General features: G+C 69.1%; 14 protein-coding genes and 2 pseudogenes. 10 read left to right on the forward strand and 6 right to left on the reverse strand.

The annotated features are described in order from the left end of the window. Positions 1-133 precede the first annotated feature (133 nt). Both BN10_RS13230 and BN10_RS13235 read left to right on the forward strand, forming a co-directional pair. A complete protein-coding gene (locus BN10_RS13230) occupies positions 134-1,021 on the forward strand; it encodes an ABC transporter ATP-binding protein (RefSeq protein ID WP_040753642.1) in 888 nt (295 codons plus the stop codon). After that, the gene (locus BN10_RS13235; RefSeq protein ID WP_010851762.1) at positions 1,018-2,253 is read left to right on the forward strand and encodes an ABC transporter permease; all 1,236 of its coding nucleotides are present in this window, start codon (positions 1,018-1,020) and stop codon (positions 2,251-2,253) included. Before BN10_RS13230 ends, BN10_RS13235 begins: the two co-directional genes overlap by 4 nt. 22 nt (positions 2,254-2,275) lie before the next feature. Here the strand turns inward: BN10_RS13235 and BN10_RS17855 are convergent, their stop codons facing one another. Continuing rightward, positions 2,276-3,331 carry an alpha/beta hydrolase gene (locus tag BN10_RS17855; RefSeq protein ID WP_010851763.1) on the reverse strand — a complete coding sequence of 352 codons (1,056 nt, stop codon included), beginning with the start codon at positions 3,329-3,331 and terminating at the stop codon, positions 2,276-2,278. 38 nt (positions 3,332-3,369) lie between these two features. On the opposite strand from BN10_RS17855, the gene BN10_RS13245 reads away from it, so the two are divergent. From BN10_RS13245 to BN10_RS13270, 6 genes are read left to right on the forward strand one after another with little or no spacing between them, the layout of a single operon-like run. Then, positions 3,370-5,019, forward strand: coding sequence for a phenylacetate--CoA ligase family protein (locus BN10_RS13245; protein ID WP_010851764.1), 1,650 nt, complete (start codon positions 3,370-3,372; stop codon positions 5,017-5,019). Further along, positions 5,016-5,474 carry a hypothetical protein gene (locus BN10_RS13250; protein ID WP_010851765.1) on the forward strand — a complete coding sequence of 153 codons (459 nt, stop codon included), beginning with the start codon at positions 5,016-5,018 and terminating at the stop codon, positions 5,472-5,474. Before BN10_RS13245 ends, BN10_RS13250 begins: the two co-directional genes overlap by 4 nt. After that, positions 5,471-6,595: a GNAT family N-acetyltransferase gene (locus tag BN10_RS13255; protein ID WP_010851766.1), complete on the forward strand. Its 1,125-nt coding sequence runs from the start codon at positions 5,471-5,473 to the stop codon at positions 6,593-6,595. The genes BN10_RS13250 and BN10_RS13255 overlap by 4 nt, the downstream gene beginning before the upstream one ends. Next, on the forward strand, positions 6,592-7,593 hold the full coding sequence (locus BN10_RS13260) for a nitroreductase family protein (RefSeq protein WP_010851767.1): 1,002 nt from the start codon (positions 6,592-6,594) through the stop codon (positions 7,591-7,593). The genes BN10_RS13255 and BN10_RS13260 overlap by 4 nt, the downstream gene beginning before the upstream one ends. Then, the gene (locus BN10_RS13265) at positions 7,590-8,387 is read left to right on the forward strand and encodes an HAD family hydrolase (protein ID WP_010851768.1); all 798 of its coding nucleotides are present in this window, start codon (positions 7,590-7,592) and stop codon (positions 8,385-8,387) included. The genes BN10_RS13260 and BN10_RS13265 overlap by 4 nt, the downstream gene beginning before the upstream one ends. After that, a complete protein-coding gene (locus tag BN10_RS13270) occupies positions 8,384-9,691 on the forward strand; it encodes a hypothetical protein (RefSeq protein ID WP_010851769.1) in 1,308 nt (435 codons plus the stop codon). The genes BN10_RS13265 and BN10_RS13270 overlap by 4 nt, the downstream gene beginning before the upstream one ends. 31 nt (positions 9,692-9,722) lie before the next feature. Here BN10_RS13270 and BN10_RS13275 read toward each other — a convergent pair whose 3' ends face one another. The 3 genes from BN10_RS13275 to BN10_RS13285 are packed head-to-tail and all read right to left on the reverse strand — an operon-like array spanning position 9,723 to position 11,685. Beyond that, complete coding sequence (locus BN10_RS13275; RefSeq protein ID WP_010851770.1) at positions 9,723-10,358, reverse strand: hypothetical protein; 636 nt, start codon at positions 10,356-10,358, stop codon at positions 9,723-9,725. Beyond that, positions 10,355-10,960: a hypothetical protein gene (locus BN10_RS13280; protein WP_198014060.1), complete on the reverse strand. Its 606-nt coding sequence runs from the start codon at positions 10,958-10,960 to the stop codon at positions 10,355-10,357. Before BN10_RS13280 ends, BN10_RS13275 begins: the two co-directional genes overlap by 4 nt. Further along, positions 10,957-11,685 carry a hypothetical protein gene (locus tag BN10_RS13285; protein WP_156917238.1) on the reverse strand — a complete coding sequence of 243 codons (729 nt, stop codon included), beginning with the start codon at positions 11,683-11,685 and terminating at the stop codon, positions 10,957-10,959. Before BN10_RS13285 ends, BN10_RS13280 begins: the two co-directional genes overlap by 4 nt. Positions 11,686-11,748: 63 nt before the next feature. Between BN10_RS13285 and BN10_RS13290 the strand changes: the two genes are divergently transcribed. Beyond that, entirely contained in the window at positions 11,749-12,555 is an 807-nt protein-coding gene (locus BN10_RS13290; RefSeq protein WP_010851773.1) for an RNA methyltransferase, read from the forward strand. Between the two features lie 85 nt (positions 12,556-12,640). Next, the gene (locus tag BN10_RS13295) at positions 12,641-13,279 is read left to right on the forward strand and encodes a VOC family protein (protein WP_010851774.1); all 639 of its coding nucleotides are present in this window, start codon (positions 12,641-12,643) and stop codon (positions 13,277-13,279) included. Between the two features lie 10 nt (positions 13,280-13,289). On the opposite strand, the pseudogene BN10_RS18345 reads toward BN10_RS13295, so the two are convergent. Then, a pseudogene (locus BN10_RS18345) lies at positions 13,290-13,490 on the reverse strand (metal transporter); the annotation flags it as partial. A gap of 53 nt (positions 13,491-13,543) precedes the next feature. After that, a pseudogene (locus tag BN10_RS18350) lies at positions 13,544-13,861 on the reverse strand (hypothetical protein); the annotation flags it as partial.

The following is a 13,861-nucleotide window of genomic DNA, read 5'->3' on the forward strand; positions in this document are numbered from 1 at the left end:
CGGAGAGGGCCGCGGCATACGAACTGGGTTGGGAAATGTGAGGGGTCGTCCACCTTGAGGGGGAGTTGCCCACCGCTTTGGTTCAGTCCCACGAGTGATCCGTATGCCGCACGGCCCACCTAACGTCGTGGTCATGATCGAGATCCAGGGATTGACCAGGCGGTTCGGTGACCTCACTGCCGTCGACGATGTGTCGTTCGCCGTCCACGACGGCCACATGACCGGCTTCGTCGGGGGCAACGGTGCGGGCAAGACGACCACGATGCGGATGACGATGGGCCTGCTGGGCGTCGACGCCGGACGGGTGCTCTGGAACGGCGCGCCGATCACGGCCGCGAACCGTCAGCGCACCGGGTACATGCCCGAGGAGCGGGGGCTCTATCCGAAGCAGAAGATCGTCGACCAGCTCGTCTACCTCGGCGAACTGTCAGGCATGTCGGCGAGCGACGCCAAGGCCGCGATCATGGACCACCTCGAGCGCTTCGGGCTCGCGGACCGGGCCAACGACCGGGTCGAGAAGTTGAGCCTGGGCAACCAGCAGCGTGTCCAGATCATCGCGGCGTTGATGACCCGTCCCGAGGCACTGATCCTCGACGAGCCCTTCTCCGGCCTGGACCCGACCGCCGTCGACTCGATGGCCGACCTGCTGCGCGAGCACACCTCCCGCGGCATACCTGTGCTCTTCTCCAGTCACCAACTCGACCTCGTCGAGCGACTCTGCGACCACCTCGTCGTGCTGGCCAAGGGTCGAGTCGTCGCCGACGGCACCGTTGCCCAACTCCGCAACCGCGGGCCGCAGCGGTATCGCCTCGTCCTCGGCTCCGACGCGGGCTGGGTGAGGGACGTGCCCGGTGTCCACACGGTCGATGTCGACGGCGCGACCGCGGTCCTCGAACTCACCGGCGAAACCCCCGGAGCCGACCAGATACTCCTGCGCGATGCCCTCTCCCGCGGCGAGGTCAAGGAATTCGCCCGCATCATTGCACCCCTGTCCGAGATCTACCGTGAGGTGACGGCATGAGCACCATCGAGCAGAACCCCGTTCGCACCACCCCAGCGCCCACTGGGGGCCGGGCCCCCTCCGGGGCGATGCGCACCGCCTGGGCCATCGTCGCCAAGCGAGAGATCCTCGCCAAGATCTTCGACAAATCCTTCCTCGTCGGGACCGTCCTCACCGTGGCGGTCATCGCCGGGTTCATGGTCGTCTCGGCCTTCATGGAGGACCGCACCAAGACCTACGACCTGGTCGCTTCCGGTGCGGATGTCAGCTTTGCCAGGACCCTCGCCTCCGAGGTCACCGCGGTTGACGACAAGGTCATCGTCGACGTCAGGAGCGCGGACAGCGCGCAGGCCGCCCGTGCCCTCGTGCTGGATGACGACGCGGACGTCTGGCTGCACAAGGTCGGCGACGACTGGACGCTCACGGCCGCGACGGAGGTGCCCGACGGTCTCCAGGCCGCCGCATCGACCGTGGTGCGGCAGTCGACGATCGCCACCAACGCCCAGAGCGCCGGCACCTCGGTGGCCGCCATCGAGAAGGGCGCCACGCTGAAGGCGAGCATCCTCAAGGGCAATGCGGACAAACAGGGCTTCGCCAAGGTGATGGGTTTCGTCCTCGCCTTCCTCTTCTACATGGCCTCACTCACTTTCGGCATGCAGCTCGCGGGCAGTGTCGTCGAGGAGAAGGCGAGCCGGATCGTGGAGATCATCGCGACCAAGATCCCGGTGCGGCAGTTGCTGATCGGCAAGATCCTCGGCAACACCGCGCTCGCCGTCGGGCAGATGGTCGTCTATACCGGCATCGGGCTGATCGGGTTGTCGTTCACGCAGTACAAGTCCTATCTCCCCTCGGTCAGCGCCGGCATCGTGTGGTTCCTCGTCTTCTTCCTCCTCGGCTTCCTCGTCATCGCCTGCGCCTGGGCGGTCGCCGGTGCACTCGCCTCCCGCACGGAGGACCTGCAGCAGACGGCGATGCCGCTCACGATGCTCATGATGGCGATGTGGTTCGCGGTCTTCCTCGCCAAGGGAGCCGTGCTCACGGTGCTGTCCTTCGTGCCGCCGTTCTCGGCGATCCTCATGCCGATCCGGATTCTCGACGGCAGCGCAGCCTGGTGGGAGCCGGTCGTCGCTCTGCTGCTGCTCATCGCCCTGGCCGGCGTCATCGTCCGCGGCGCCGAGCGGCTCTACCGACGCTCACTGCTCCAGACCTCCGGCAAGCTCAGCATCAAGCAGGCCTGGTCCGCCCCCGAGTGAGCACCGCGAAGGCCGCGCCGGCTCAGGCCAGCGCGGCCTTCAGGGCGGCGGCTGTCTCGGCGAGGACGCGCTGCCCCAAGGGAGCGCCCAGCATCGTCAGCATCGGGTGGACGGCATCGGTGTGGACGCGCAGGGTCGTGGGAACGCCTGCAGCTGTGAGCTTCTCGGCATACGCGATGCCCTCGTCGCGCAGCACGTCGAAGCCGGCGACGGCCACGTAGGCCGGTGGCAGGCCCTCGAGGTCGTCGGCGAGCAGGGGCGAGGCGCGCACGTCGGAGGGGTCGGCGTCGCCGAGGTAGTGGGCTTCGTACCAGTCCATGTTGGCCTTGGTGAGGAAGTAGCCCCGGGCGAAGAGTTCGCGCGAAGGTGTCGTCGCCCCGAGGTGCGTGACCGGCACTCCGAGGAACTGCAGGGCCGGCATCGGGCCTCCGCTCCGCTTGGTCTCCTGGGCGACGACCGCCGCGAGGTTGCCCCCCGCGCTGTCGCCCCCGACCGCGATCCGGCCGGCGTCGACACCGAGGTCGGCGGCGTGTGCATGCGCCCAGCGGAAGGCCGCGACAGCGTCGTCGACCGCCGCCGGAAAGCGGTGCTCCGGCGCCAGTCGGTAGTCGACATTGAGGACCGCGATGCCCGCCTCAGCGCACAGGAAGCGACAGCTCGGGTCATGCGTGTCGATGTCGCCGAGCACCCAGCCACCGCCGTGGAAGTAGACGAGCAGGGGCAGCGGCCGCTCGCGCTCGACACCGAGCGGGCGATACAGCCGGGCCGGTATGCCGCCCGCCGGGCCGGGGATCGTCAGGTCACGGGTCGCGCCGACGGGGGTCGGGTCGCCTGCGAACATCCACGACCGCAGGGCCATCTCCCGGCGGGCCTCGGGCACGAGAAGCTCGTCGAACTCCTTGTTGGGCAGGCGGGTGAGGATCTGCAGGCCGACGTTGGTGTCCGGGTCGAGGCGATGACCGTCGATGACGCGTGGGCGCAGGTCGATGCGTCGGCGGATGGCCTCGGGCACACGCAGCAGCGCCCGGAAGGCAGCGCGCTCGATCCGGTCAGCCCGTCCCCACTCGTAGGTCGTCATGGGTCCCATCCTGTCGGACGATCACTAGGGTGACCGTCATGGAGAGGCACATGGGGGAGCCGTCACCGGATCGCGCGGAGCAACGTCTGGGCCCGGCCATGAGGGTGTGGAAGTCCAAGCCGCTGGGCATGGCGCGGCGCGGGATCCTGCGCGGCTCGGCGATCGGCCTCACCGAGATCTATGGGCTCTACAAGGTCCATCCGGCGCTCTGGCGGTTCACGGCTCGGCACTACCACCCCGCCATGGGCAGGTTCGCGCGGCTGCACGCCTGGATGACGTGTCAGTTCGCGGGCCTCGACGTTCCGGCCTACAAGAGCCATCTGGCGGCCAACGAGTTCTCCTTCCGATGGTTCGACCTGACCTCCTACCCGCCCACGAGCAAGGACTCCTACGTCAAGAAGTTCAGTGAGGAGCAGCGCTGCTGGGACGGGCACCTCGACCGCGTCGGCACTGTCGTCGACGAGTCCTCCGGCTCCTCGGGGACGCCCTTCAACTGGGTGCGCGGCAAGCGCGAGCTCAACGTCATCCACCGCAATGTCGCCGGCTTCGCCACCCAGGTCTTTCCCCGTCAGCGACTCTTCGTCATCAATGCCTACTCGATGGGCGCCTGGGCGACCGGCACGAACACCGGTATTGCGATGGCCAAGATCGCGATGGTCAAGAACACCGGCCCCGACCTCGACAAGATCATCGACACGATCGAGCACTTCGGGCCGCACTACAACTATCTCGTCACCGCCTACCCACCCTTCCTCAAGGACCTGCGCGACCGGCTCGACGCCCAGGGGTTCGACTGGGACGCGCACGCGATGTATGGCCTCGTCGGCGGCGAGGGGATGACCGAGGCCCTGCGTGATTACTGCGAGCAGCGCTTCCGTCGCGTCCTCTCCGGCTATGGCGCCTCCGACCTGACGATCGGCATGGGCGCCGAGTCCCGGCTGACGGTCTGGCTGCGTGACCAGATCGTCGCCGATGAGGCCCTCAAGGCCGACCTGCTCGGCCCCGACGACCCGCGCATCCCGATGGTCTTCCAGTACAACCCGCTCGAGACCTACCTCGAGGTCACCGACGAGGGCGAGTTGTTGTGCACGCTCAACTCCTCGATCGTGCTCTCACCCAAACTGCGCTACAACATCGGCGACGAGGCCAAACTGCTCGACTTCCCCGACCTCGAGAAGCTCATCGCCCGCCACCCGCGCCACGAGGCCGGCTTCCGCGCCGCGCAGGCCGTCGACCGGATGAAGCTGCCCCTGCTCTTCCTCTACGGTCGCGCGGACTCGACGGTCTCCTTCATGGGCGCCAACATCTACCCACAGGACATCGAATACGGCCTCTACGAGGACAATCCACGAGCCGGAGACATCGAGGCCTTCATGCTCACCCTCGAGGAGGACGCCGAGCTCGACAGCCGACCGGTCGTCAACATCTGCGCCCGCGAGGGCGTGCACCTCGATGACGCCGGTCGCGGGGCCCTTGCGTCAGCCTGCGAGCAGGGCATCGTCGCCCACCTCACCGCGGTCTCACGAGACTTCAAGCAGTCGTTGGAGGAGGACCCCTCCGCTGCCCGGATCGACGTGCGCGTCCATGACTTCGGCACCGGACCCTTCGAGGGCGGTCAGTCCAAGATCAAGAAGGTCTACTTCCGCAAGCCGGCCACCGAAACCGCTGCACCAGAGGCGACCTCATGAGATCTGCCGACTTCTCCAAGGCGCCACGCATCGCCCAGGCGGGTGCGATGTTCACCGGCGCCACCCGCTACAACGGCATTCCTGCGTGGATCACCCTCTCGTGGACCTGGCGCAAACTCGTCAAGCGGATGAAGGCGATGCCCGGCTACTGCTGGCACACCGTCTACTACGAGCCGCCTTTCACCCTCGGCACCATCGCCTACTTCGACACCCGCGATGACCTGCTGAGGATCGCGCGCTCGCCGGAGCACCGCAAACTCATGCAGTGGATCACCGATGGCACGAAGAACGCCAAGGGCGGCTACATCCGCCTCTGGGTCGCCGAACCGGACGGCTACACCAACGGCATCTGGCGCGCCGAAGGCAACGTCATGGCGCACATCGAGACCTACAGCCCGATCCGTGGCGATCAGGGCCCACAACGCGTGGACGACGCGACGAGCGAGATCGTGTGAGCGTCAGGGTCGAGCAGGTCCTCACCGAGGAACAGTTCGAGGAATTCGCGGCCCTGCCTTTCACCCTGCACGGGCGGGGAAGGCACGTGCCGCTGCTCCAGCCGACGCTGAGGTCGTGGTGGACCGGCGAGCATCCGCAGGGTCGTTTCGGACCCGTCACCTTCCTGCTCGCGCGGTCGAATTCCGGGGCGGCCGTCGGCCGAATGTGCCTGCACCACAACCCCTCCTTCGATGACAAGGTGGGCGCTGAGACCCAACTCTTCGGGTTGACCGAGTTCGCCGACGTCTCCGTCCTCGACACCCTCATGACGTATGCCGCGGGCTCGGCCCGCGTGACCGCACGCACCCAACTCGTGGGTCCGGTCGCGTTGCTGCCCAACCAGACCGGTGGCGTCATCACGTCCGGCTTCGACGAGCGCGGCTTCATGGACTCGCCCTGGAACCCGGCGTCGTATCCCGAGGCCTATGAGGCGCTCGGTTTCGCGCGGATCTTCGAGGGGGCGACCTGGATCGTCCCGCTCGGTGGAGGAGATGGCGCCGCGAGTGAGCCGCCTGCAGATGAGCCGCCGATCGGTGAACCGTCGGGCGGTGTGGTCGTGCGGAAGGCGTCGCGGCTGCGCCTGCGGCGCGACCTGGAGGCGATGCGGCAGGTGCTCAACGCGTCCTTCGCGGCGTTGCCCTACTACACCGAGATCTCGGCCGCGGACCTCGCGCACCAGACTGCCGGGTTGGAGTTCCTTCTCGACCCCGACCTCTTCCTCTTGGCCTACATCGACGGCGAGCCGGCCGCCTTCGTCCTCGTCGTGCCCGACCTCTCCGAGTTTGCGATGGCGCGCGACGGCCGGCTCGCCGTGAAGGACTATCCGGGCCTGCTGTGGCGTCGCCTGAAGGGCACCACCGACGCGATCCTCATCATCAAGGGCACCGACCCCAGCGCCCAGGGACGCGGCCTCCAGACCCTGCTGGCCCGCCAGGTGGAGCGCGGCCTGCGCGCGGGCGGCTACCGCACCTTGCGCAGCACCTTCGTCGAGACCGCCAATGCCGGATCGTCGCGCACCTATGAGCGGATGGGTGGGAGGCCTCTGCAGGGCACGACCTTCTACCGACGGGCCGTGCGGTGACCTCGCCACCGGACCGGTCGTGGATCGAGGACCTCCACGCTGCACACGAGACCTGGGGTCGCGCGCCGAGCGCCCACAACACCCAGCCCGGCATCGTCCGCCCGGACGGGGACTCGGTCGTCATCGACTGGGACCCCGCACGCGAACTCGTCGTCGCGGATCCGACGCGCCGCGACCTCTGGCTCTCCCTCGGGGCGCTCGCCGAGTGCCTCGTCATTGCGGCCGGCGACCTCGGACACACCCTCGGGGTCGACTGGCAGGTCGATGCCCGCCGCCACCGCGCGGCCCGACTGACCCGCAGGTCCTCGGCGGTGACGGTCGAGGCCCCCTTCACCGCCGAGGACCTGCGGGCCCGTCGCACGGCCCGCGGTGCCTATGTCGAGCCCCGAGTCACCGGGCGGGAGGTCGCCGCCGTGACGGCGGCTGCGGACCTCCCGGCCGAGCAGAGACTTGACATCCTCCCGATTGACCTCGTGAAAACCCTTCTGCCACAGGCGGATGCGTGGTCCTTCGGATCGACGCCGCAGGTTGACGAACTCCGGTCCTGGCTACGACTCGCACCCAGCCACCCGGCATACCGAAGCGATGGGTTGACCGACACGGCGCTTGCCCTCTCGCGCAGCGAGGCTCGCGCCCTCGAGACCGCGCTTCACCCCCGCTCCTGGGCTGCACTCCGTCACCTCGGCGGGCCGACGCTCTTGGCCAAGGCGTCCACCCGGTCCGGGCTCGGAACCGTCGTCGCCTTCCACACATCCGCCGACCGCGCACAGACGCCGACCGAGGTGGCCGACGCCGGCCGCGCCCTCCTGCGCACCTGGCTGGCAGCCGCGCGCCATGGTCTCCACGTCCATCCGCTCAGCCAACTCATCGACGCCCCGGCGACCGCGGCCGCCCTGCAGTCCCATCTCGGCCCCGACCGCCGCGCCCTGTCCGTCTTCCGGATCGGTCGACCCGAGTCCCCGCCCGTCCGATCCCACCGTCTAGCGTTGCCGTCGTGAGCGTGCCCCACCTGATCGCCCTCGACATCGACGGCACGACCATCGACCACGACGGACACCTCTCGGACGCGGTGCGCGAGGCCGTACAAGCCGTCGTCGAGGCCGGTCACCATGTCGTCATCGCGACCGGCCGCACGATCGTGGGCACCCTGCCGATCATCGAGGCGCTCGCCCTGCCCCGGGGGTATGCCGTGTGCTGCAACGGCGCGGTCACCATTGCCCTCGATCCCGGCCGGGTCCCGGGCTACGACCTCCTCGAAGCGGTCACCTTCGACCCGACGCCGGCGCTCGACCTGCTGAAGGGGTCGTGGCCGGACGCCGTCGTCGCCGTCGAGGAACTCGGGGTCGGCTTCAAGGTCAGCGCGCCCTTCCCCGACGGCGAACTGGAGGGAGAGGTGGTCGTGGTGCCCTGGGAAGAGCTCGCCGCCCGACCGGTCACCCGCCTGACCTTTCGCAGCCCTTCGGCGTCGACCGACGACTTCGTCCACCTCGCCGAGACCATCGGGCTGCACGGCTTCAACTACGGCGTCGGTTACACCGCGTGGCTCGACATCAACCCCGAGGGCGTGTCGAAGGCCTCAGCGCTGGAGCAGGTCCGGCGGCGGCTGCGGGTCGAGCCGGGCGACACCGTCGCCGTCGGGGACCAGCGCAACGATCTCGAGATGCTCCAGTGGGCCGCGCGCGGTGTCGCCATGGGCAACGCCCCGGACGAGGTCAAGGCCGTCGCGGATGAGGTGACGCTGAGCGTCACCGATGACGGATTGGTGCCGATCCTGCGATCCTTGGTTCCGTGAGCACGCTCAGGGGGGCAGTGGTCGAGGCGACATCGGTCGTCCGCGCCGGGCTGCGGCTGTTGTGGGACCACTGGCCGGTCCTGCTGACGATCTTCCTCTTCGGGTCCGCGATCCGCGCCGCCGTCCTCTGGGGGGCGATGAAGGCGACTCTCTGGCACGCGTGGGCTGGTCAGGCGCTCCTGCCGCTGGCTCCGCTCGCGACCGTCGCCGCCCTCATCCTCGCCCTGCGGGTCGTCGCACCCTCGCTGCGCTGGGTGCACTTCCAGGGTGACGGCGCCGAGGACTCCGCCGAGGGGAAGGTCGCGCAGCGCCCCAACCTCATCGAGGACCGGCTCGCGCTCCTGTCAGCGACCCTCATCCCCTTCTTCGCCGTGTATGCCGCGCAGGGCTACCTCCGGCAGGACACCCGCCAGTTCCTCAACGAGACCGCCGCCGACACCTTCCAGTTCAGCGCGGACTTCTGGCAGGGCGGCAGCGAGTTGCGGGTCGATCGGTTGGCCTTCCCCGAGGGGTGGTGGTTCTGGGGGACCGTCGCTGTGGCTCTCGGCCTGCGGTGGCTCATCGACCGCTTCGAGTTGCCGAAGAAGCACCTGGGCTGGGGCTGGCTCGCCGCCTATGTCGAGGTGGCCTGGGTGGCGCTCTTCGCCAAGGCGGCGATGAACAAGTTCACCGACTGGACCGACTGGCTCAAGGATCGGCAGGCCGCCGTGGTCACCAGGGATGCCTACGAGAACGCCACCTCGTCGCTGGGTGGGGTGGGTGCGCTCAGCGACAAGATCGTCGGCTTCTTTGCCACGATCATCGGACAGGCCGACGCCGTAATCATCGTGCCGATGGCCTGGCTCACCGTCGGCGCCATCGTCTATGGCCGTTCGCTGTCGCAGCTCAAGGCCGAGGAGCCGAGCGAGCGAGCCAAGATGTGGGCGGCCCGGATGGACAAGGTGCCGGGGCCGGTTCGTCGGATCAGTGGCGAGATGTTCTCCGGGCCGATCGACCGCTTCAAGGGCTTGGCCGGTGCGCTCAAGACCTTCAGCCGGGCCGGGTTGGCCCCGATGCTCCTCTTCTGCCTGGTCTTCGTCCTGGCCAAGCAGGTCGAGACCGCCGTCGCGTGGCTGCTGCGCTGGCTGATCGGCCCGCGCGAGCCCAACTTCATGGAGATCATCACCCCCTACCTCGACCTGGCCATCAAGGGTGCCTACACGATCCTCATGGTGTCCCTCCTGGCTGCCGCGGTCGACTGGATCCTGCGGCCGACGCCCCAGGAGGCGACCGAGGTGGAAGCCGAGCCCGCTCCGGCGACCTGACCGCGCGGCATACCGGCGGCGGGGCGGAGCCTCAGGAGGTGGGCGTGACCGGGACGATGATGACGACCGGCATCTCCCACCAGAGGCGCACCTTCGCCGGCACGGCGTCACCGGCGAGGATCACGTCGGCGACGGTGTCCCACTGGGCCGGCCGCGGCCTGTCCTCGGGATCCGGCGTCGACGGGCCGGTCCCGAAGAAGTCACCTTCGGGGCCTTCCTCGTGCGGGTTGAGGCACGGGCTGGCCTTGACGTCGGTGGGTGTGGTGCTCGCCGAGCCGAAGAGGTAGCGACGCCCCTCGGTGTCCTCGACCTCGAGCTGGCACCCGCGCAGGACCTGGTCCGCGTCGGCGGCCAGTGACAAGGACACGCGCCAGACCGCAGTGCCCGTCGGACCGTGCGACTCGACGTCCTCTCCGTCGAAATCCCGCACGACGGAGGTCTTGTCGATGCCGTGGATCGTCACCTCGACCGAGCGCGTGTGCGTCCCCGCGTGGTCGATCCATTCCTGCTCCAGATGGACCGGCGCCCCGACCGTGCCCTTCTGGACGTCACTGGCGACATAGGGCAGCCAGAAGTGCACGAGCCGACTGCTCGACGCGGCGAGGGCGAGGGCGAGGGCGACCGGGAGCAGGATCAGGCCGAGCCGGTTGCGGCGCAGCCAGGTCACGAGTCCCCCAGGGTTGCGAGCGGGACCTTGATCGGGCCCTCGGTGCCAGCCCACGTGTCGATGGTCGCCTGATCCAGGGTGAGGGGCAGCACCGCCTGGTCGTCGAACCGGTCGTCGAAGTTGGTCCACCGCAGCACGAGTTCGGCATTGCTGATGGGTCGGCGCGGCAGTTCGATGAGCACCTGACAGTGCATCGGCACCCCGGCGATCGGTGCCTTGCAGGTCGATTCACCTCGCCCCAACTCCCAGACGTGTCCACTGGAGTCCCGGACTGCGGCATACGAAAGGCCCGACTCGCGCCGACTGGGAAGCAGGTCGATGGATGCCGCCAACCAGACGCCCTGGGTGCGTTTGCCCTCGCTCACGCTCGCCCAACTCGTGGCCCCCGTCACCTCGGTGACGGTCACGTCGCCGATGCGCAGAGCGATCGGTGTGCCGATGACTCCGCGCCGCTCGATCGGTTTCTCGATGACCGACTCGGCGTCGGGGAGACGATCGGTGATGACGCGTCCCACGGCCAGGCTGGCCAGGATGAGGACTCCGGCCCCCAGGCTGCGGCCCCGTCCACCGAGCCAGCGGCGCCAGACATCCGCGGCGCTCATGACGTCGCCGCCGGCGTGGGGGATGCCGCGGGGCTCGGTGTGGCGCCCGGCTTGACCCACGGGGGCCTGACCTCGACGGGCAGACGCAGGTGTGCCGTCGGCGTGGGGTCGAGCCAGCCCGTGTAGTCGTCGAGTGAGCGTTGCCGCCACGTGAAGCCCTGGACCTGCACGTCGATGCTGCTCGGCGGGGCCGCTGCCTGCTGCCGCCACACCCAGGCGACCTCGTAGGTCAGGTCGGGGACCAGCGCCGTCATCAACGTCGAGTCCTCGACCGCATAGACCGTGGGCTTGGCCGACATCGCCTTCGTGACCGGCAGGTAGTCGTTGGTGTAGAAGGACTTCTCCAGGCCCGGGACGCCGTCGAGGCGGATGGCATCGGCCAACTCGCCGTTGGTCAAGGTGGTCTTGGCCGTGCCGCGGGCCGTGCCGAAGACGAGAAGGTACTGCCCGTCCTCCATCGCCGCGAAGGTCTCGCCGGGTCGGGTGTTCGCCCTGATCCGGGTGATGGTCACGTCGATCGGCCCGGTCTTGACGACCTGGTCCGCCGTGACGACCGTCATCGGCGGATGGCTGGCGTCGGCCCAACCGCCGAAGGGGGCAGTGAGGGCCAGGGCGAGGGCGCCGAGCCAGGCGGCCAACTGCTTGAGGGGGCGGTCGCGCACCCAGACCACGGCACGACCGATCGACCCCCGCGCGTTGCCGGACCGCCCCTCACCGCTCCCCACAGCGCACAGCATAAGGAGTCGCAGCGGCGCACGGACCTTCCGGACTGTCATGCTTGGGTCGCCATGGACGACCTCCTCATCACCTCCTCAGCCAATCCTCGGCTCAAGGCCCTGGTGCGTCTGCGGCGTCGCCGGGCGAGGGACGAGTCTGGGGTGACCCTGGTCGAGGGTTTCGAGGAACTCGAGTTGGCCGTGGCGGCCGGTGTCGTGCCACGCACGGTCTTCCATTGCCGCGACCTCATGCTCGACCCACAGCGTCAGGAACGCCTCGTCAACGACCTGCGGGCGCGGGGGGTCGAGACGATCGCCCTCTCGCGGGCCGCCTTCGAGAAGGTCGCCTACCGGGAGGGACCGGACGGCTTCCTGGCCGTCCTGCCGGCACTCGGGTCCACCCTCGACGCGCTCGACGTGCCCGCCGACGCCTTCGTGCTCGTCGCGGAGGGCATCGAGAAGCCCGGCAACCTCGGCTCGATGCTGCGTTCGGCCGAGTCCGCCGGGGTGCACGCGGTCATCGCCGTCGATCCGGTGACCGACTGGGGCAACCCCAACGTCATCCGGGGAAGCAAGGGAGCGGTGTATGCCGTGCCCGTCGCGACCACGACGTGGGCCGAGCTCGGCCCGTGGTTGGCTGCCCGCGGCATACGACTGGTGGCGACGACGCCCGACGCGTCAGCCCTCCACACCGCCACGGACCTCACCGGAGGGGTCGCGATCGCTGTCGGGACCGAGAAGTACGGACTGACCGACCAGGCCCTCGCCGCCGCCGACGAACGGGTCCGTATTCCGATGGCCGGCGAGATCAACTCGCTCAATGCCGGGGTCGCAGCAGCGATCGTGCTCTTCGAAGCGGTCCGCCAGCGGAGCCTGTGACCTGCAGATTTTCGAAAAGGCTTACCCACGAGGAGCCACCGTCCGTGGTCAGGAGCACCCTCTCGCGCGTGTAAAGATTGTCGACATGCGAGTTGATCACGTCGTCTATGCGGCCGAGCAGGACGGTGCGCGGGCCACGGCCGAGCGCCTCGCCGGAACACTGGGTGTCGAGCCGGTCGACGGGGGAGTCCACCCGCGCTTCGGCACTCGCAATGTCATCCTCCCGCTCGCCGACGAGCGTTACGTCGAGGTCGTCGAGGTTCTCGACCACCCGGCGTCCGACAAGGCCCCCTTCGGCCAGGTCGTGCGGGCCCGCTCCGAGGCCGGCGGTGGCTGGCTCGGCTGGGTCATCGAGGTCAAGGACATGGGTGCCCACGAGGAGCGGCTCGGTCGTGAGGCCGTCGCCGGCAACCGCCACCGTCCCGACGGGGTCGAGCTGCGCTGGCGCCAGCTCGGCGTCAAGGGCCTGCAGGCCGACCCGCAGCTCCCCTTCTTCATCAAGTGGGAGGCCGACAGCCCCCACCCCTCGACCCAGGTCTCCGAGGACGTCGTGCTCGCCTCGCTCATGATCGCCGGCGACCCCTCGCGCGTGCGCGACTGGATCGGCCTCAAGGAGGGCGAGAAGGTCAGCCCCTCGATCGGTCTGAACTTCGTTGCGCCGCACGGCACCCCGGGCCTGCTCGCGGTCTCCTTCCGCACCCCGCAGGGCGAGGTCACCATCTGAGTCCGCGTGCTCACCGTCCGTAACGGCGCAGCCTCAGGCTGTTGGTCACGACGAGGACGCTGCTCATCGCCATGGCGGCGCCCGCGATCAGCGGGTTGAGCAGGCCCGCGACCGCGAGCGGGATGGCGGCGACGTTGTAGCCGAAGGCCCACGCGAGGTTCTGCTTGATGATGCGCAGGGTCTGGCGGGAGAGGCCGATCGCGTCGACGACGGCTGGCAGCTCGGAGCGCATGGGGACGATGATCGCGACCTCGGCGATGACGTTCAACGGGTCGATGCCGACCTCGCGGGCGATCGCCTCGGCGGTCTCCCGGCGGGCGCCGGTAAGCAGGTGGGCGTGAGGCCGGCGGTGACGAGGTCGGCGATGGCGGCGCGAGAGGTGGGACGGGCCTCGTCGGCGACGGTGAACACGGCGCGCGCGGTGTCCTCCCAGCCGACCCAGATCGTCGTGCCGGTCGCGTCACGGGGGGCCACCAGTTCGGCAGGGACGGTGGCGAAGAGGTCCGCCTTGCCGACGACGACCTCGGTGCCGGGGGAGCCGGTGGTGCCGGGGGAGCCGGTGGTGCCGGGGGAGCCGGTGGT

The sequence above is a fragment of the Phycicoccus elongatus Lp2 genome (assembly GCF_000367525.1).
GTDB classification, from domain to species: Bacteria; Actinomycetota; Actinomycetes; order Actinomycetales; family Dermatophilaceae; genus Phycicoccus_A; species Phycicoccus_A elongatus.

Excerpts from the sequence above, each read along its gene's own strand:
- BN10_RS13230 (WP_040753642.1), top strand. The coding sequence starts at position 134 with ATGATCGAGATCCAGGGATTGACCAGGCGGTTCGGTGACCTCACTGCC.
- BN10_RS13235 (WP_010851762.1), top strand. The coding sequence starts at position 1,018 with ATGAGCACCATCGAGCAGAACCCCGTTCGCACCACCCCAGCGCCCACT.
- BN10_RS17855 (WP_010851763.1), bottom strand. The coding sequence starts at position 3,331 with ATGACGACCTACGAGTGGGGACGGGCTGACCGGATCGAGCGCGCTGCC.
- BN10_RS13245 (WP_010851764.1), top strand. The coding sequence starts at position 3,370 with ATGGAGAGGCACATGGGGGAGCCGTCACCGGATCGCGCGGAGCAACGT.
- BN10_RS13250 (WP_010851765.1), top strand. The coding sequence starts at position 5,016 with ATGAGATCTGCCGACTTCTCCAAGGCGCCACGCATCGCCCAGGCGGGT.
- BN10_RS13280 (WP_198014060.1), bottom strand. The coding sequence starts at position 10,960 with ATGAGCGCCGCGGATGTCTGGCGCCGCTGGCTCGGTGGACGGGGCCGC.
- BN10_RS13290 (WP_010851773.1), top strand. The coding sequence starts at position 11,749 with ATGGACGACCTCCTCATCACCTCCTCAGCCAATCCTCGGCTCAAGGCC.
- BN10_RS13295 (WP_010851774.1), top strand. The coding sequence starts at position 12,641 with ATGCGAGTTGATCACGTCGTCTATGCGGCCGAGCAGGACGGTGCGCGG.